This is a genomic window from Lentilactobacillus parafarraginis DSM 18390 = JCM 14109, from assembly GCF_001435895.1.
GTDB lineage: Bacteria > Bacillota > Bacilli > Lactobacillales > Lactobacillaceae > Lentilactobacillus > Lentilactobacillus parafarraginis.
Genome location: NZ_AZFZ01000020.1, coordinates 1 through 18952, shown reverse-complemented (window position 1 = coordinate 18952; position 18952 = coordinate 1). Strand labels below are relative to the sequence as shown.

Genomic DNA, 18952 nt, shown 5'->3' with positions numbered 1-18952 from the left:
GGCGTTGCTTGGCGTGGTAACCAAGTGGTAGCCGGAAACAATCTTGGCAGATGTCTTGTACTGATCACCCTTGGCATAGGCCTTTGGATCGGTGGTTGAATCGGCGACTGAGTTACCGTTCTTATCAACGTAATTAACCAGAACGTGGTAGCGTCCTTGTGATAGTAGATTGGCGTATCGGTACCTGGATTGCTTGGAACCGTTGGTGGCAAGTAACCCTTAGTTGGATCGTTTGGATCAACCGGCTTCAAAGCGTTGCCGTCGTTATCAACTGGGGTGTAACCCGGTTTGTTTGGTACAATCCCCGTGGTTGGCGTATCCGCTTTAGTTGGGTCCTTTGGATCGTTTGGATAAACGATATTGGTGGTCTTACTGCCATCCGGTGGCGTGATGATGTAATCACCAAGCTTGCTGTAAACGTAGTTGATGGTGACATCACCCTTGGCAACCGTGCCATCAGCGTTACTTGGCATCGTTGTCAGGTAGTAGCCCGTGACGACCTTCGCCGTTGAGCTGTACTTGTCGCCGGTCTTAACGTTCTGGGTAACCACTGGATCGGCAACCTTGTTACCGTTTTGATCAACGTAGTTTGCCGTAACCGTATACGTATCGGTATCGGGATTGTTATTCTTCTTGTAATTAATATTGGTATCTTGACCTGGATTACTTGGCACTGTTGGTGGCAAGTAGCCCTGGGATGGATCGTTTGGATCAACCGGCTTCAATGGGTTGCCGTCCGGATCAACTGGCGTGTAGCCTGGTTTGTCCGGGACGATGCCCTTATCAGGGGTGACAACCTTGGATGGGTCCTTTGGATCGTTTGGATAAACAACGTCGGTTGGATTACCGCCATCTGGTGGCGTGATGATGTACTTCCCATTCTCGCCGTAAACGTAAGTAACTGTGACGTTACTCTTGTCGATGGTGCCCTTAGCGTTGCTTGGCGTTGTCTTCAGGTAGTAGCCATCAATGACTTTTGCGTCGGTGCTGTAATCAGCGCCGTCCTTCAAAGTCGACGTGCTGGTTGAAATCGTCTTGTTATTGTCGTCACCATCGACGTAGTTAACCGTCAAGGTGTAGTTATCGGTCGCACCCTTGTCGTTGATGATCAGCTTGCCGTTCTTCACCGTGACGTTGTAGTTCGGGTTATTGTTAGCTGTAGCGTCAATGTCGTAGGTTCCCGGCTCGGTGTCATTGCTCAAATCATTGAGCTGGTAGTTGACGTCGTCGCCCTTAGCCGGCTTGCCGGATACATCAACGTTGATCTTGTCACTGTATGGCTTTCCGTCGTAATCCTTAGTCACTGATGGCACTGTAATGGTAATCGGCGCTTTGGTAATTGTGAAGACACCGGCGGAAATTGAAGCGAGATGGTAGTTCGGGTTGGCAGCCTGTAAATCGGCAATCCCCTTATCAGAGAGGGTCACGCTATAGCTACCGGCGTTTTGACTGGTAATGCCAGTGGTATTGAAATCATCAGCGGACCACTTTGGTGCGGTGATGCCGTCTGGCAATTCGACACCATAAGTGGCTGGATCAGTCGTGGCATCGTTATCGTAAACTTTTTGGGTTCCCTGAACAATGACCGGTGTGTAGGTGCCCTTCGGCGTAATGAATAACTTCCCGGGGTTGACCGTCACAACATAGTTTGGATTGTCCTTGGCATTGGCTGTAACGCCAACGTCGTAAGTGCCAGCGTCAATATCTTTGCTGAGGTCGCCGAGCGTGTACTTCACGGCATCACCCTTTGCGGGTTGGCCGGCAACCGTTGCTTTGACGTCGCCGCTATAGGCCTTGCCGTCGTAAATCTTGGTCAAATATGGCGCGTTGACCGTGACTTGGGCTGGCGTGATAGTGAAGGTGCCGCCAATCACGTTGGTATTGGTAATCTTGTAGTTCGGGTTGGCATCTTGAAGTTTCTTCAACCCAGCGGCGCTTAATGTCACGTTGTAGGTGCCAGCGTTTTGGCTGGTAATGCCTGACGTGTCAAAGTCGTCGGCGGCCCAAGTTGGTGCTTTCACGCCGTTGGCGAGGACAACATTGTAGGTCGTTGGATCGGTGGTTGCGTCGCCATCGTAAGTCTTGGTGGCGTTTTGAACAATGGCATCGGTTTGGTCCTTAGGGGTGATCGTTAATGCCCCGGCCTTCACCGTAATCTGATAGTTCGGATTATCGGCGTCGGTTGCCGTAATGTTGATTGGGTAGTTGCCCACATCGGTATCCTTACTGATGTCGGTTGTCGTATATTGAATATCGGTCCCGTTAGCTGGTTTGCCGGTAATGGCAGGCGTTAAAGCGCCTTGGTAGGCCTTACCGTCATAAACCTTGGTAGCGGATGGCGCCGTAATGGTAATTGGGGCCTTGGTAATGGTAAATTGGCCGGTTGTCACGGCAGCCATCGTAATGTTCTTCGAGGCGTTGGCTTTCTGCAAGTCAGCCAATCCTTGTTGACTCAGCGTAATCGTGTAGCTGCCCACGTCCTGGCTCTTAATGCCAGAAGTATCGAAGTCGTTGGCAACCCAGCCGGCAGTTGGTGCGTTAATACCGTCAGCTAACTTGACGTTGTAGGTCACTGGATCGGTTGACGCATCGCCATCGTATACCTTAATGGCACCCTGAACAGCGACGTCGCCTTTATTAACATTGGACTTGGTGTAAGAAACCGTGAAGACTTGAGTTGGCGCGGTGGCGTCGGACTTTTGATCAAAGGTCGAGTTGGCTTTCAAGGCGTCCGCTAATGTAGCGTAAGTCTTGGAATCCGGTCCGGTGACGGTGTAGGAACCGCCCTTGGCCAGATCAGCATCGGTGGTGGTGAAGGTAATCGTGTTGGTGCCGGTTGCGGTTGCGGCGCCGGTATTCGGATGTGCCTTATCATCATTACCATAGGCCGTTTCGGTGATGTCGCCACCTGGTCGGTCAACCGTCTTCAAAGTTGCGGCACTTTCCTGGAAGTGGTTCGTCACTGTGGAGTTCCCACTCATGCTGATGGTGCCGTCACCGTTGATCGTTTGGTTATTTGTGTAAACATACCCAGGAATCGTTGGTACATCGGTAGTTCCAATCTTGGAACCCACTTCACCATAGGTTGTGGTTTCCGGATAACCGTTGATGATGTTACCGTTTTGATCGACGTTTTGAACCTTCACAGTAGATAGGAAGGAATCGGTAATTGCCCCGAGAGTGACGTTCTTAAGATCATCGCCACGGAAGGCAGTTGGAATTGAAACTTGTTTGCCCTGATCAGTAGCACTAGCAGGATCTTTAACTGGCAGTAAGACATCGGCTGTATCGCCAGGGGCCAAATTAGAAATGGTCGTGACAATACCTACAACTTTAGACCAGTCCGTTACCTGGTCAGCGGTCATCATATCCGAAGCCGTCGCATCGCTAGTACCATCCTTCGTATTGAAGTAGTATTTAGTCCCATCCGCAAAGCTGACATACTTACCGTCAGAAGACAAGGTAACCTTCCCATTCGAATAGTAAGTCTTGGTTGATTCACCGGCTGCATTCTTAGCTTCGGTAGCCGCACCGGTCATCTGCAGAGCAAACTTGCCACGAGAGTTAGTATTAGCATCATTAGCGGTGACGTCGGTTGGTAGGTTTATAACACCGCCGACGTTGGTTACAGTTTGGTTGTTAGTATTGTTGTTTAGTCGCAAACGAATTGTTTGCTTGTCGTTGGTAACAGGCTTGTTAAGGCCATTCACACTGAAATGATCGCCTGAACTTTGGTTATCCTGAATTGCACCGTTTAAGGCAATACTTGATGGTGCAGAAATATAAAAATAACCGTATGTTTTGGGGTTATTTGTTATAACATTCGCTTCAGAGCCACCATAATTCTGAATTGCTGACAAACCAGATATCGTTTGACCATCTGCAGTCTTAATGTACAAGTTTTGAAGCTTATCAGGAGTAGTGTCATAACTATTGGAATAATTCTTTCCTTGAATCATGACGACAGCGATGGATTCACCAGTTTTCCCAAAACTAGTTGCAGCATTATTACTTGACGTAACACCACTATTAGGGAAGTCTGCTGTGTTTACATAATTAGTCCCATTATAATTACCTTCCCCAGTCGCTTGAGACCCATTCCATGGAATAAATGCAGAAGTTGCATCATTATTCACTTTAAAACTGACATACATTAACTGGTTCGACGGTGTCCATGTGAAACCAGTGCCTGTATAGTCTAACTTCGTAACCGTTAAACCATCAGCATTAGTAAAAGTAGATACTTTAGGAGTATCACTCACACCTTTCCACCCAACACCTTTTTCCGTAATGGGAAGTCCTGTTGTAGAATTGCGTATCAATGTCGTCTGTGCAGGAGTGGTAAGGTAAATGACCGGTTCAAAAATGGAACGAGTATTCCCATTGTAACTTGACTGATCATTTGGATCTGTCGTAGTTGGTTGATTTGCAATTTGACCTTTGCTATCTCTGTAACCATTAGCATTAAGATTGGTTGAAATAGAATCATTTAAGGCCAGTGTGTAATTATTACTAATTGCAAAGGTATATGTGCTCCCTGGAGTGAGAACGCTTGGCCCATCATGCTGACCCAACGTTAATTCAGCAGAAGGTTCAGTCGTTGCAGTAAACGTGTAATTTGCAGATGCATTATAGCTGGAATCTTTATCTTGGATGTTCATGCCAATTGATAATTTTGTCCCATCCTTAACAGGAGCAACGTTACTCGTGCCAACGTTTCCTAGAACTGTAAATGCATAGGCAATTGCATCATTATTATTGCTAGCAGACAAGTTCGTATACCATGCTTCACCACCACTACCAACGACGCCTTTTCCACCCAGATAATTACTTGGATTGATTGGTTCAGATTGATCGATTTGATAACTAGTTACATGTGCACCAGAAGGAATATTCATTAGTTGAACATCTGTACCCTTAATGGATGATACAGTCGTGCCAGAACTAAGTTTGGTGAAGTCTTGATGTGTACCATCACTATAGTTGACAGTTACATTATATGTGGCATCTTTTGGCCAGTTAGAATTAAGAGCTTGGTTCAACGGTAAATTTAATCCTGTTGATTCAACCCCCGCCGGAATCGTAATTGTATACTTAGGATTAATCGATGTATTTCCTTTATTCATTACCGTAAAGTTTGCCAAAATATTGTTGCTGGTATTTCCAATCAGCAATGTATTATCGGAATTTAAGGGTTCGTATCCAACCACTAAGTTAGAGATATCCTTATCGGTGAGGGTTTCTGTATACTGGTTAGTTGGGACCGTATAACTATGACCTGTATTGTAATCAGACGATGTTGAAGAAAACTTTGATTCAGCACCATTACCTGAAATAATCGGTGCCTTACCATCGCTACCAGGAAGATAAGCACTGGTAAAGCTCTCAACCTTAAATTGTTGGCTGCCGCTTGCTGTATCAAGATAATGTCCAACGAAATTAATCGTTCCGTTGTTATAAGCGTATAATCCACTCTGCCCACCAATAGTGATTTGCAGCTTATTTCCCGGCAGAACTTTGAACGAATTTACGCCAACCCCTGTTCTAAAGCTATTTTTTTGAACATAGTTGGTGGCATCTAGATCTACAACAAAGTCCTTTGGCAAATCAACGACTGCTGTTGCAACACCAACATTATTAAAGTCATTACTGAGAACATATTGAAGAGAGTAATCGTAGTTTTGGCCAACCTTTTTGATGTTACTTGCCGTATTCGATTGAACGTTCATGGCGGTTATTGTAGGTTGATTCTTATAAGTTATCTTTTTATATTGCGTGTCAAGATTGGATCCGCCATAACTAATTGGAAGAATTAGGCCATCTGGAATTTCACCATTATAGCTTCGCGTAGCTGTACTTGAATCTTTTCCGGCAGGCCAGAAAAAACCACCATCAGGTGACTGACTTACATCATTATGATTTGTTGGGGTCGTTGCTCCATACGAAAACGTAACCGCCTGTTGTTCTGAAACGCCATCTTGATTCAGTGTCCAAGTAATAGTTGCTGAACCATCTTTATTGCTAACAATATTATAAGTGGTTTGGCCATTCTGGTTCTTTGCGTCTGACGCAAGACCCGTAACCGTCATTGGCCAATTAGGAATAGTAAGAAAAAACGTATCGCCCTTATTACCTGACAGTTGAACATTCATTTTGAATATTGTTCCGCTTAGCGCATTCGCTTTTGTTTGATCAACCGTTACATTTCCGTCCGCATCGGTCGTAGAAACATTAGTTGGAGCAACTATATTTAGTGAAACTGAGTCTTCAGTTTGATCTGCGGATCTTTCAGGAGCAACCGACTGCGTCGCACTCAACATCTGCGTCGACAAATTATTCAGCATCTTCATTGCCGTATCAGTATTAAGATCCGTGTCCTGTGAAGATGTGTCGCTTGTTGTCGTTGCGTCAGGCGTATCAGCTGATGGAGTGCTGTCATCATTTTGCTGATCCGTGGTGTTTGCGTCCGTGGTGTTATTTCCAAATGCGTCCGTGCTGGCAATTGGCGTGTTCGTCGTACTGCTATCTGTCGTTCTGCCGTTGGACGTGCCAATAGTGGCCGATTGATCGAAAGCATTCGATTGGTCGGTTGTTTGGTTACTGTCTGAACTAGCAGTCTGCGAGTCATCATTGGCCTGATCGTTATTTTGCGTATCAGAAGTCTGCTTGCTCGATGAATCAGCGTTCACATCAGAACTCGTTGAACTGTCATCCGTTTTTGTTGCTTGTGAAGAACTTGAATCGGTTGTTTTTTGTGTCGTCTGGTCAGTCGTTGAACTGGATGACTGTGACTGATCAGCCGCGTTATTAGTCGGTGTTTGGGTGCTGCTGGAACTTTGATTGGTCGCTTGATCGATTGTGGCTGACGACGTCGAAGTTGATGATTGGTTCGCGTCGGCAGTTTGCTGAGACGTACTCGAACTCGTTGTTCCAGTCGTTGTCGTGCCGGTCGTCGATGATGCGGCCTGCTCAGACGGCGTTGTTGTGGCCGTCGGGGTCTGCGTGGTTTCTGAACTGCTTTGCGTTGCGGTTACCGGCCTGGTTGCCGTCGCTGTAGCGGATCCCCCGGCCTGCGCCGTGGTAGTTGCGGCAGTATTTTGACTGCTGCTGGTCATGGTTGCGGTGGTATCCGCATGAATTTCATGGGATGCCAACATTGTGTAGGATAATCCCGACGTGAATACGGAAATTCCGGCAACTAACCACAACTTGCCCTTCTTATACATCTTGAAGTGCTCTTTTTTCTCCAGACTATCTTTAAAAAGCCGTGAATTGTATCGATATCTTGTCATTTAACTGACCCCCCAGTATATGATTTCTTCTTATTTGATACCCCTCAGACGCGGAAACGTGCCAACATCCACAAGCCCGGCGATGTCAAAGGTTGCTTGAACCTCTTCAACCTTCACCGGGGCCTTCTGTCTTGCATCGTGGACTGATTTAACAGCGGCTCTTTGCTTCCGGCGCAATTGCCGGCGGCTGGGAACCGCATGCCGATATTCTTCCACAACGTCACCCCCAAATTAATTTGTTGATTTAATCAAACCAACCCGATTTTCGGGTATAAAACGGTGCCACCCGGGCCTTAATCTCTTGACCAACGGGATCTCTGAGCTGACCGACAATAATATCTGAGCCATACGGCAGATGCCGGTGCGCCGCCAAAGCCAGCTTCCGGGACACCTTCTCCTCAAACTTATCCGGTCGGCCGACATAATCCACGATGATCGTGTACTGATAATCGTCATCTTCGGTGGTTCTCATCCCCACCAGCCAGGCTTGTTTCACGTGCCGAAGCTTCCTCAACGTCCGGCGTAACTCACCCTCAAGTTTGCGCGGTGTTGGATTGATTAATTGATACGTTGATTTAGGATTTTGCGCCCTGGTGACGACCACCGGGGCAACCTGATGAATGTACTGCCAGTATTCCTGAGTCAGTGGAAAGCTTTCGTTGCCCGGATTAATGAGCACCCCATTGATTTGGAACTTCTTGCTCTGCCCCATCAGCTCCTCGCTGGTAAATTCAAACGAGCGAAACGGTGTCATATTCGGCGCGCCGGCCAGAAACTTCTGGAGTTTAGCCAAATCGGTAAACGCCGGAATGTATTTTTCGCCATCCGCTAAATAAGTTGTCACAGCAACCGACAACGTCATTGCCGGATCCGGCTGCCGGGCCGTCGCGTACCGGTGACCGGTTTGAACCGGCACGTAAAACGTCATTTTCAGTAGCGACGCGGCAAACCGGTGCTCAATTTCCGGATCCATCGGCTGGTTCATAAATGCCTGAAGCCGCAGCCCAAAGCCAGCTGTCTTAAACGGGGTAATCCCGTCCGGCTTCGGCCCGGTCCGTTTAGGTGGTTCCGAAATATCCGGTTTGGAAATCAGCTTTGCATCTTCCATCGTTTCACCCCCTCAATTTCAATTTTGGCTACTGATTCAGTAACGAAATGGCCTTCAATAAGGATTGCGCCCGGTCAACCAACTGGATAACCCGTTGTTGATCCCCATCATTGGCAGCCTGGCTGATTGCCTGGGCAACCTTTTCCATGCTGTCACTAAGTATTTTTACCGGCGTCATATCAATCAACGCTGCCGTTGAACCATCACTATTTGTGTTCATCTTCAATTCCTCCCCAATTTACCTCACTGGTTATTAGTCGCTTGGTCTAATTGCGCCAGTGTCTTAATCGCTGCCAACAGGCTCTGACCCGATTGTGCCAACTTGGCGATCTTCTGTTGATCGGCCGTCTCGGTCAGGTCCTTGCTAACCATCACAAACGCTTCCGTTAATAACGTTGTCGGCGTCTTTTCAGGATTTAATTGCGCTGCTGGTTCTGACGGGGTCGGCTGCATTGATTGCGGCTGCTGGCCATCGACCCGTTGCGTGTCAGACTGTGGTGATTGACCCGCTGGTGTCGGCTGCGGTGGCGTTGGCTGGACTTGCGGTTGCGGCTGAACCGGCTGTGGTTGCCCGACTTGTGGTTGTGGCTGCTGTTGAGCAGCGGATATTGGTGCCGCTTGAATATGCAGATCGGCTGCCGGGGCGATCTTAGCGGTCGTTGGCTGCTGATTGCGCGGTTCAGACTGTGCGGGCTGTTCCGGCACATCCGGTGCAAAATTACCCAAATCAATTTGCGGATGAGTCGTCGGCTGGTTTGGCTCCGATGCCAACTCGTCCTTTAACGCGTCGATATTCAAGTTGCTTTCATTATCATCGGCACTGAGCTCCGCTTCCATATGATCCACCCGCTGCTTTTCAGCAGTGGTTAAACTCACCAGGCTTGTCTCGGCGGTCGGATCCCTGGGAACGTACTGTTCGGGATTCGCAACTTGGGCGCCAATTCCCTCATCACTCATTTCAAAGTAGAATTGGTCGCTGTTAATCCGCGGTAGCTGCACTGGCTTAATTTGATCCGGCTGGTCGCTATTGCTAAGCGGAACCAATTCTCCTGTCATGTCTGTCAGCCCGTGGTATACGTGCAGTGACCCAATCTTGGCATAGATCAGGTGAATGACTGTCGGCTGTTCCTGCATCGTGTAAACAAGTTTTTGGGGCCGATGCACTAATACATACCCTTTCAATATTGGCAGTGCAATGCGAAATTGCTCCCCAATGGTCCGGAACACTTTTAGTGACTCCATGATTGTGTCCCCGGAACGCGTTTCAAAGTGAATTTCGGCATAGTTTTATGAGTGCCGTGATGCCTTTTCAGGTTCCATCATTTCATACTCCCCCCAACAAAAATCGTTAAAAATATACGGTGCATGTTAACTAAAAAATTGTATGTATCATCATATGTCACCAACTCAGAGATGACTAACTAATTTTTTTAATATTTTTTAATCATCTAATTTATATAATAATCGATAATCATTTTGGCAACTGGCGGTAATTGGCGCTTTTTTCCCTAAATTTTTGGGAAAATAAAAAAATATCAAACTTCAAATCATTTTTTGATGAGTGCAAATACATATTTTTTTGCGGTTTTGCAGTGAGACTCAAAGAAACCCTTTGAATTGGATTTCTCCAATTCAAGGGGTTCAGTTCAAGAATTGCAGTTGCCTGTGGCACTTTTCCCGCAAACCGCGCTAATCTGACGTCTTAACCGGCCGTCTCAACGCCATCCTGCTAGTTGCCACCGCCGACACAAACTCCCGATCATGGTCAATCACCAGCATGGCTGGCGGGTAATGACATCCAGGTAGTTCAGGGGCTCATCCCAAATATAGAAGTTTGCCGGCTCACACAACGATCTGGCCAGTGACACCTTACGCTTTTGGCCCATGCTCAAGTCGGCGAGATCTTCGATGAAGGTGCTGCGTTCAAAACCAAGCTTTCGTAACGTATTCAGTAATGTTGGTAATGCGACGTTGGACTGTTCCGCGTAGTCAGCCAGCGAACCGGTTAACGTTTCGAAATTCTGGGTTAGATAGGAGGTTCGGATCGCCTTGGAGAATGTGACGTGTCCGCTGGCAATCAACCGCTCATCTCCCAAGATGGCGCGAACAATCGTCGTTTTTCCAAAGCCGTTTGGCGCGCTGAGCACCACCCGCTGACCGCGTCTGAGGTCAAGGAAAATTGGGGCATTGAGAATTTGGTGATTTTGGGCAACCTGAAGGTCATCGAGCATTAGGATATGATCCTGATGTGGTGGCTGGTAGTTCAACGTCAATTCCGGTGTGTCGTCGACATTCTTGAGCAGAGCCCGTTTCTGATCGATTGCCGTTTCAGTACGCTTGACCGTGCTTTTTGCCCGCTTCATCACCTTGGCTGCCTTATGACCCAGAAATCCTTTGTCAAGATTGACGTTACCCTGATGACGATAGGCAGCCTTTGATTTCTTGCCCTCAACAGTTCCAGCCCACTGCTTCACCTGAGCGGCATTGGCAGTCAAACTCTTGATTTCCGTCTGTAAATGAGTCTTTTCATGTTGCTCCGACTGAATTTGGCGGTTAAATTCCCGTTGCCAGGTTTCGTAGTTGCCAACAAATAGTTGCACTTTCGCGCGGTCAATCGACAGGACGTGGTCGATCACCTGGTCAATAAAGTAACGGTCGTGGCTGACAACGATGAACCCCCGCTTATGGCGGAGATAGTCTGCGACCATTTGACGACCCTCGGCATCCAGATGATTGGTCGGCTCGTCGATGAGCTGGAAGGTGTTGCCATCAATAAACAGGGCGGCGAGCAGCGCCTTGGTTTGTTCACCGGGACTGAGGGTGGCAAACGGCCGGTCTAAGATATCATCATTCAGCTTCAGCTTATCCATTTCCAATTGAATTTTCCAAACGTCGGCGCTGCCAATGCCGGCAACCGCCGTCAAAACGTCAACCGTTTCCTGAGTTGGATCAGTGACCGGTTGGGGAAAGTAGTTAAATTGGACACTGGTTTGAATGGCACCGTGATCCGTTAGTTTCCCCAAAAGCAATTTTAAGAACGTCGTTTTACCGCGACCATTTCGCCCAATCAACCCCAGCCGCCAACTTTCATCAATGTTGAGACTGAAATCATCAAAAATGTTAGTGGTCATCCCGTCATAACGGAATGATAAATTGTTAATTTGAATGTTACCCATTAAGTGGCACCTCGCTTTATATTTCAAGCAAGTCTGTGCGCCAGTGCAAAACAAAACCCGTCGCAAAAATGCGGACGGGTTAAGTCACTATTTGTTTCAAGTTAACGATGAGACTTCAACCATCGAAGTGTGTCAAGACACACGGATACAAATCGCACAGACTAACCCCGGCAAACGCAGTCGTTATTAGAATTCTGATAAACGATTTGTAAATTTCAATGTGGTGTCACATCCCTTATTTAGTATGTCAATAGCATAACCGATTCACAACTATTCCGCAAGTCACGACAGTTGTTCTGAAATCGGTTGCATGTGTCCTTAATCCCTATACACCGGGAATTTTTGTAACATAATTCGTCAACATTTTGATGACATTCCCATGTGAGGTCTGTATAATGAAGGTGTAGAGAAACGCAGACAATTTGCTTGCGACAGACATTATTCCGCATATTGGAAAACGATTTGAATTACTGAACTTTTCACTCATAACCAAATTGCTTGCGAATCCACAAATATAGGGGGAGCGATCTTATGGATGAGAATTTACGAATCACGTTAATTGGCATGTTGACCTTAATTATTGGCACGATTTTTGCATCAGTTGTTGCCAGCTTCGGGATTACAAGTGTCATTCCTGGTTTACTATCATTCCTAATCGCAGCGGCATTGGTAACTTTTGGATTCCGGTTCACCAATCACCATCACCTGGCTTCCAAACACTGAAGCGAGTGTGGCATAGATAATTTCTCCGAAGAACCATTACTTCATTTGAGGTGATGGTTTTTTTATTAAGGGGATATATCGCCGCAAGCGTAATATTAAATATGCTTTAGATGTAACTAGGTTTTAATGTACTTTTACGATTTCGAAATATAATGTTAATTTAGTTCAAAAGAATTGATTTCTCCTCTGAAAAAAGTAATGAATTCATAAGAAATTATTATTGCACCATTCTAAGAATTATCTGATAATTAGTGGTGTTTCAAATATACGTCACAATATAATTTATGGGGGATGCATATCATGGGGAAAACAAAATTTATCGTAATATTAGTGACTTTCAGTTTATTTATTGGGGCTTCCACATCTGTCGAAGCAAAGACGAAAACAACCAACAGTATCGTTTGGAATAAAGTAATTAAAAAGACACCAGTTCACTTCACAAGGAATCGATCATACTTATACAACAAGCCATCCAAGCCTCAAAAGATCATCGTCAATTTGCACAATTTCCCAGACACAACTTTCTATACTTACCGAGAGGCCAAGCTCGTGAACGGAACACGATTTTATTACATTAAGAAGGGAAGTATCAAGGGATGGGTGAATAAAAAGAATGCCATTTCAGGAAAGGCTCCAATCCTCAAGGCAACCGTAACTCCAACCGTAGAACCTAGTTCGCCTGTCCAAACACCTAGTTCTTCTACAACGAATCAATCCACTCCAACCATTACAAGCAGTACTTCAGCCACAACAACTAGTGGCTCTTCAACAAGCATTATTCCAGATGCTGGCCCAATTGCATCATTAGCTGCACAATCGGTAAACAATGACCCTACAAATCAAAACTTCAAGAAAACATTTGCTAATATCGATTCACAGGTATCATCTATTTCTGATCCAAGCCTGCGTCAACAATTTCTTGATGATGTCACAAGTGAGCTGTTAACGGCCATGAGCGATAATGCCAAGAAAGCTTTAGGCGCGCAACTTGGCCGGACAGATACGCAATTTACAGACAAATCTGAAGATGCTCAAGCAACGAGCTCCGCTATCCAATCAACAAACTGGATTGAATCACGACTTACTAATATCGCGAACAAATTAGGATCACTGGCCGAAGTTAATTACAACAATTCTGCAATCATTCAAAGCTTTATCGATAGTAATGATTCCGAGTTAAAGGATCTTATTAAGGATCAGAGTGGCTTATCTAACCTTAAGAAAACAATTGGGGACTTTGAAATGCTTAACAATAATGCATTTACTAAAGACGAATTAGATTCCCTAATCAACCGAGCAGAAAAGTTGGTTGCACCACAAACATCACTACCATCCGCATCTACAACGCCGTCTCAAGGTACAACAGCCAATGCAAAGTAACGACAATTCGTAATTTAACAAACTCAACGCAAGTATACTTCGGGATCTGGATATAACTCAGATCCTTTTTTAAGGCAAACTATGGTACCCTTCCCAATATCCTTTAACAGCGGAAACAATCGCTTCTGTCGCTCCATGAACAAACCCGTAAATTTCTGGCACTAATAATAGCGTCAGAAAGATGATTCCAAAAATAATGGCTGGTTTCGACAATGATCGGTTAAATTGGCGCCAATTAATCGTAAATAAAAGTCCGATCAGACAAATAAATAGTGGAAATCGAATGATCGAATGTACATCGTCAGCCTGCAAGCCGAGTGCCATTGATAGCCCATACAGAACAATTGAAATCCCAATCGCCCACAACAAAATCTTCGCTGCTGGGCCCATTTTCTGATTCTTCGTTAACTTATCCATCAGCTCATCATCTCCTCTGATCAAATCGTCCAACGAAATTTTAAACAAATCACTGATTGCGACCACGTTTGCAAAACTTGGTAAACTCACATCCTGTTCCCACTTGGAGATTGACTGGCGGGAAATTTGTAATTTAGCGGCCAATTCCGATTGAGACCAATGATGCTTTTCACGTTCCTGCTGAAGGACTTTTCCAATTTTCATTTTGCCACCACTTCCTTTACTTCTTTTAACCATCCTCAGTATACGAAATTCGATTCAACAACGGTAGCTTCTGCATGGCACCAATTGGTTGCGGCACAAAATAACGCAAACCTTACATGCTCAGGTTTGCGCTTTTTGGGAACTGATTTAAATGTACTTGCTGGCTTCTCTGACGGCAAGTTTCGACAGCTCATGGCTTTTCAAGAAGTCTCGCACCCATTCCGGGTTGGTTTTACTATAATTTCGCAGCGCCCAGCCGATCGCCTTTTGAATGAAGAATTCATCCGTATCGATGTCGGCCTCGACGGCTTTGGTGAGAATCTCAGTGTCCAACGATTCCTTTTCCAGTAACTGTAACAGGATTCCCACCCGGCGCATCCAGAAATTGGGTTGGTGATAGAACAGCTCAAATACCGCCTGCTTCTGCTCAGGATGACGAACCACGTAAGTTCCGTAAATCTTGCGCCAGGTGTCAACCGTATCCCACCAGGATTTCACCTGAATGTACCGGGTTAATTTCTGCAGGTCGCTAAAGGCCAACCGGCGGACGTTGGCATTGGCGACGTCGATGGCAACGTACTGATATTCCCGGGCGTCGCGGCCATACAAATCGTCAATGGTCGCAAACACCTGCTTTATTGGCCACTCTTTCGACGCCTTAAGCAAGGCTTTCGACTGCGCTTTTCGTTCGGGCGTCTTTACCCCCAGAAACGGAAACTGATTGCGCATGTAGTTTGCCATTGGTTTCTGATTTTCCGGATTAGCTGTCATTGTAAACACATAAACACCCCCGTTTGATTGCTTAATTAATAGTATACTTGATTCAACAGTTTGAAAATGGAGGAATCTCATGTTTACACACCAAATCAATGACAAATTAAGCTTTAAATTACCAACCATCGCCGACGCCACCGATCTTCTCGCCCTCATCGACGCAGACCGCGGTCCCCTTGGCAAATGGCTGCCATGGGCCAAGGACAGTTTTTCGATCAATGATGAAATTGACTTTATTCAAAACGGTCGCCAAGAAATGGCCGCCGACAGCTTCTGGTTTGCCATCATCCAAGTCGATGGCCAGGCCGCCGGCATGGTGGACCTTCACAACATTAGCCAGGAACACCACCGCTGTGAAATCGGCTATTGGTTAGCCAACCAATTTCAAGGACAGGGCATTATGACCGCGGCAATACGGGAACTTGAAGCCATCGCCTTTAACGAGCTAAACATGAACCGCCTGGAGATCTTTGCCGACGCTGAGAACGAAAAAAGCCGCGCCATAGCAACCCGACGAGGCTTTAAATTAGAAGGCATTTTAAATCAGTACGTCAATTATTCGGATCAATTTCGTGACATGGCGCTATATGCCAAATTACGCAATTAATGACGCCCACTCACAACCTTCTCCCAAGCTTGGGCGATGACCTGACGATCCACAAAGTCCGCGTCGGGAATCTTGAAGGTGTTGATCACGTCGTTGTCCAAATACAGGCGCCGCTGATCAACACCAACGTCGTCATGATGCAGCGTAATGACGTTGTAAGCCGTGGCATCGGAAACCGTATGTTCCCGAACATTCGAACAGTTGATATGGTAGGCGGTTGAATCCGCGACCACGTTTAAAATGCCGTGAACCACATAGCTGGTGCTGAAATGAACGTGACCGGCAAAGATAGCTTTAACATTGTGCTTGTCCAGAATTTTTAGCAGCTCATCCCCATTTTGCAGAATACTATACTTCATATTCCCAAGGGACGGCCCGTAGAGCGGGTGGTGCATGAAAATAATCGCCGGCTTGGTTGCCGCCTGCAGCTGATTATCCAGCCATTCCAGTTGGCGCTGATCAAGATATCCCTGCTCAATGTCGCCACATTTGGTATCCAAAAAGAAAAAGTCATAGTCATTCGTTGACTCATGGTAGTAGTAACGAATATCCGGTCGTTTGGCATCTAAGTACCCCATGTAAAACTGATCGGTCCGATCATGATTTCCAAGAATCGCCTTGATTGGCGCGTCAAAGCGTTCCTGCTGCTGGCGCAAAAGACGGCGAAAATCACGATAGGCATCTTCATCACCGTTGTGCACCAGGTCGCCACCGAGAACAATTAAGTCCGGATGAACGTCTGTCTTATCAACATCATCAAACACCTTCCGCAGCTTCTCTTCAGGATCAAGCCGCTGGTGATTGGCCGGCACCGCCCCCTGAACTGATAAGTGCGGATCCGATATATGAACAATTTTATAGTCGCTCAAACATACCACTCCAAAGTTATAAACGTTATTTGCCCTCATCATACCAACCAATTGTAAATTATCCATCATTATCGGGTAATTTTTAGGTAAACCAACGCCATGAAGGCTCTGATAATAATTAAAAATGCTTAATAAAGTTACCGATAATTTTCAAGAATCCGGTGACAATGCCGACGAGCGTCTCACTAATTTTCGCAAACAGCGATTGATGGTGAGCCGCTTTTTTATGCTTAACCGGCGCCTTGACCGTCGACGCGGCCAACATTGGCACGGTCGCGGTCTGGTTTTGCCCCTTAAGTTGAATCAATGCGCTGCCAACCTGCTGATTCTTGGCAACCGATGTGGCGTTGACGGTGTCTTGGTAGCGAACTGCCACTGCTGGCGTCTGGGTTCCCTTTCGATACCACACAACCGTTTTGGCCTGTTGCGGGACGGCCGTAATCGTGTGCTTGCCAACCGCAAGCCGATGATCACGCACCGTTACGGCATGGCTGACATAGTTTTTCTCGATGGCCTGCACGAGTTTCGCCATCGAAGAAAAGATCGTGTTACTGTCAATGATGGTCGCAATCAAATGACGCCCCTGGTGCCAGAACGATACCGTTAAGCACAGCCCCGCCGTGTCGGTAAAGCCGGTTTTCAGGCCGTCCACCCGCGCAGATTTCTTATAAAAGACGTCACCCTTAAGCAGCCGATTACTGTTAACCAAGACCTGGTTGCCAACTTTCATGGATGGCTGGCTGCTCCACTTGGTGATCTGGGGAAATTCGCCCAACACCTTGGCCGCCACGGTCGAAATGGCTTTGGCACTTACCATGTTTTGCGCCTTTTTGCCGGTTCCAGGAACCTGCAAGTGATACTTGGTCAAATCCGTGTTATCAAGGCCGGAACTGCTGACAAAGTGGGCGTTAATGTGCCATTGCTTGGCCTGGGCATTCATCATTGAGATGAACTTAGTGTTATTCCCGTTGGCAACCGCCTCGCCCAGCGCGATGGCCGCCGAGTTCGAAGAGGCGATCAGGGCAGCCTGGTACAATTGCTTAACGGTATACTGCTTCGATTTTTTAATCTTGAAGGTTCCCAGTTCGTAACTCTTGCTCATCTTAATGAGCGGCTTGCTGACGGGAACCTTTTGATTCCAGGAAAGATGATGCTGGTCAATGGCCTGCTTGGTTAAATACAGGGTCATCAGTTTTGACAAGCTGGCAATTGGCCGCTTGGTATTGCCATTTTTTTGATAAATTGTCTGGCCGGTTTTCGCATCGGTCACGTAGATTTCTTTTGCTTCAAATTTATATTGGGGTTGTTTTGCCTTCGCTTGGGCGGTGCCGAATGGTAGAAAGATGGCTAAACCGCCGATCGCGATGAGCCCCCAAGTTGTGAGCTTTTTTAGTAGGGATTTCTCTCGCACAATCTTAATAACCTCCAAATTAGTTTTGACTGAATTATCATAACGCGTTAGCGGACGTCAGCCACCCGGTAGTCACAAATCTTTACCCAAAGTTTACCGGGAATTGAAGCTTTCTTCACAAATTAAAACAATAAAAAAGCCTCAATTTGGTCCCTAATGTACCAAAATTGAGGTGACAATTCAACTAATAATTAGAGTCGTTATGGCATCAATTTCATGCCCATTTCGTCAATGTGCCGGCGCACCACCTGCTCCTTGGCGCGCATCTGGTAAGTAGCGCTGTGAATAATGCTGTTGCCGCGGTTCACTTTGTTATAAAGCGGGGCGTCGTAGTAAACCAACTGGTGCGCTGCCAAAATGTAGTCCGCCGTAAACAGTAAGTCTTCGGCCAAGTCCAGCGATTCGTCAAACCGAATTTGGTTATCGCGAATCACCGCCATGGAAAAGCCCTTATTCCAAGTGTAGCCGCCGAGGTTATCACCCCGGTAATTAATCGACTCGTAAGCCCGTCGTTTGGTGACCGTTTCGAACTGCGGGTGGCGGGAATAACCACCACCGCGCCAGCCCCAGCTAAAACCGACGATCACCAAATCCGTTTGGGGATCGGCCATGCCGGCAACCATTGTTTCCAAATAGGTTGGCTCTAGCAAGTCGTCGCCGTCAACGAACACGATGATGTCACCTTGGGCGTGATCGATCGCATAGTTGCGGGCCTTCGAAACCCCTTGATGGGTCTTAAAATAGTGGGGCTTAATTCGTTCGTCCGCCTCGGCGTGCCGATCAATGGTGGCAGCCGTTTTGTCCGTCGAAGCGTCGTCAACCAGGATGATTTCAAAATTTTGATAGGTCTGATTAAAAATACTTTCCAGGGTTTTATCAAGATAACCGCCCAGATTGTATGCGGGTATTGAAATGGTTACTAACGGTTTGTCTGTCATGATCCTTCCCCTCGATTCACTTTTCGTAATGTCTAAAGTTCCTAAGTTTTATC

Annotated in this window: 12 protein-coding genes and 3 pseudogenes; 3 read left to right on the top strand and 12 right to left on the bottom strand. The window is 46.6% G+C overall.

Annotated elements, in window-relative coordinates; translation table 11 throughout:
- Window positions 1–15: 15 nt before the first annotated feature.
- The 7 genes and pseudogenes from FD47_RS16170 to abc-f form a co-directional block, all read right to left on the bottom strand.
- Window positions 16–141: pseudogene (locus tag FD47_RS16170) on the bottom strand (MucBP domain-containing protein); the annotation flags it as partial.
- Between the two features lie 284 nt (window positions 142–425).
- Window positions 426–7292 (bottom strand): annotated as a pseudogene (locus tag FD47_RS06385) (MBG domain-containing protein); the annotation flags it as partial.
- Window positions 7293–7322: 30 nt separating this feature from the next.
- Entirely contained in the window at window positions 7323–7508 is a 186-nt protein-coding gene (locus tag FD47_RS06380) for a hypothetical protein (RefSeq protein ID WP_054733990.1), read from the bottom strand.
- Window positions 7509–7536: 28 nt separating this feature from the next.
- Complete coding sequence (locus tag FD47_RS06375) at window positions 7537–8400, bottom strand: enhanced serine sensitivity protein SseB C-terminal domain-containing protein (protein ID WP_056980266.1); 864 nt, start codon at window positions 8398–8400, stop codon at window positions 7537–7539.
- Window positions 8401–8428: 28 nt separating this feature from the next.
- A complete protein-coding gene (locus FD47_RS06370; RefSeq protein WP_008212132.1) occupies window positions 8429–8620 on the bottom strand; it encodes a hypothetical protein in 192 nt (63 codons plus the stop codon).
- A 23-nt stretch (window positions 8621–8643) separates the two neighbouring features.
- On the bottom strand, window positions 8644–9642 hold the full coding sequence (locus tag FD47_RS06365) for a hypothetical protein (RefSeq protein WP_156319444.1): 999 nt from the start codon (window positions 9640–9642) through the stop codon (window positions 8644–8646).
- 447 nt (window positions 9643–10089) lie between these two features.
- Window positions 10090–11576: pseudogene (gene abc-f / locus FD47_RS06360) on the bottom strand (ribosomal protection-like ABC-F family protein).
- Window positions 11577–12107: 531 nt separating this feature from the next.
- Here abc-f and FD47_RS06355 point away from each other — a divergent pair.
- Together FD47_RS06355 and FD47_RS06350 are read left to right on the top strand one after the other, a co-directional pair.
- A complete protein-coding gene (locus FD47_RS06355) occupies window positions 12108–12299 on the top strand; it encodes a hypothetical protein (RefSeq protein ID WP_040537697.1) in 192 nt (63 codons plus the stop codon).
- Between the two features lie 300 nt (window positions 12300–12599).
- A complete protein-coding gene (locus tag FD47_RS06350) occupies window positions 12600–13679 on the top strand; it encodes a hypothetical protein (RefSeq protein WP_054733975.1) in 1080 nt (359 codons plus the stop codon).
- A 69-nt stretch (window positions 13680–13748) separates the two neighbouring features.
- On the opposite strand, the gene FD47_RS06345 is transcribed toward FD47_RS06350, so the two are convergent.
- Window positions 13749–14300 (bottom strand): helix-turn-helix domain-containing protein, encoded by a 552-nt coding sequence (locus tag FD47_RS06345; RefSeq protein ID WP_225352806.1) that lies wholly within the window; start codon window positions 14298–14300, stop codon window positions 13749–13751.
- 147 nt (window positions 14301–14447) lie between these two features.
- Window positions 14448–15071: a DNA alkylation repair protein gene (locus FD47_RS06340; protein ID WP_171035022.1), complete on the bottom strand. Its 624-nt coding sequence runs from the start codon at window positions 15069–15071 to the stop codon at window positions 14448–14450.
- A 79-nt stretch (window positions 15072–15150) separates the two neighbouring features.
- On the opposite strand from FD47_RS06340, the gene FD47_RS06335 reads away from it, so the two are divergent.
- The gene (locus tag FD47_RS06335) at window positions 15151–15681 is read left to right on the top strand and encodes a GNAT family N-acetyltransferase (protein ID WP_054733969.1); all 531 of its coding nucleotides are present in this window, start codon (window positions 15151–15153) and stop codon (window positions 15679–15681) included.
- Here the strand turns inward: FD47_RS06335 and FD47_RS06330 are convergent.
- From FD47_RS06330 to FD47_RS06320, 3 genes are all read right to left on the bottom strand, one after another.
- On the bottom strand, window positions 15678–16589 hold the full coding sequence (locus tag FD47_RS06330; protein WP_054734041.1) for a metallophosphoesterase family protein: 912 nt from the start codon (window positions 16587–16589) through the stop codon (window positions 15678–15680). The two genes, FD47_RS06335 and FD47_RS06330, sit on opposite strands and share 4 nt — an antisense overlap.
- Before the next feature lie 79 nt (window positions 16590–16668).
- Window positions 16669–17961, bottom strand: coding sequence for a D-alanyl-D-alanine carboxypeptidase family protein (locus FD47_RS06325; RefSeq protein WP_235806060.1), 1293 nt, complete (start codon window positions 17959–17961; stop codon window positions 16669–16671).
- Window positions 17962–18161: 200 nt separating this feature from the next.
- A complete protein-coding gene (locus tag FD47_RS06320; RefSeq protein WP_054733966.1) occupies window positions 18162–18899 on the bottom strand; it encodes a glycosyltransferase family 2 protein in 738 nt (245 codons plus the stop codon).
- Between the last annotated feature and the right edge of the window lie 53 nt (window positions 18900–18952).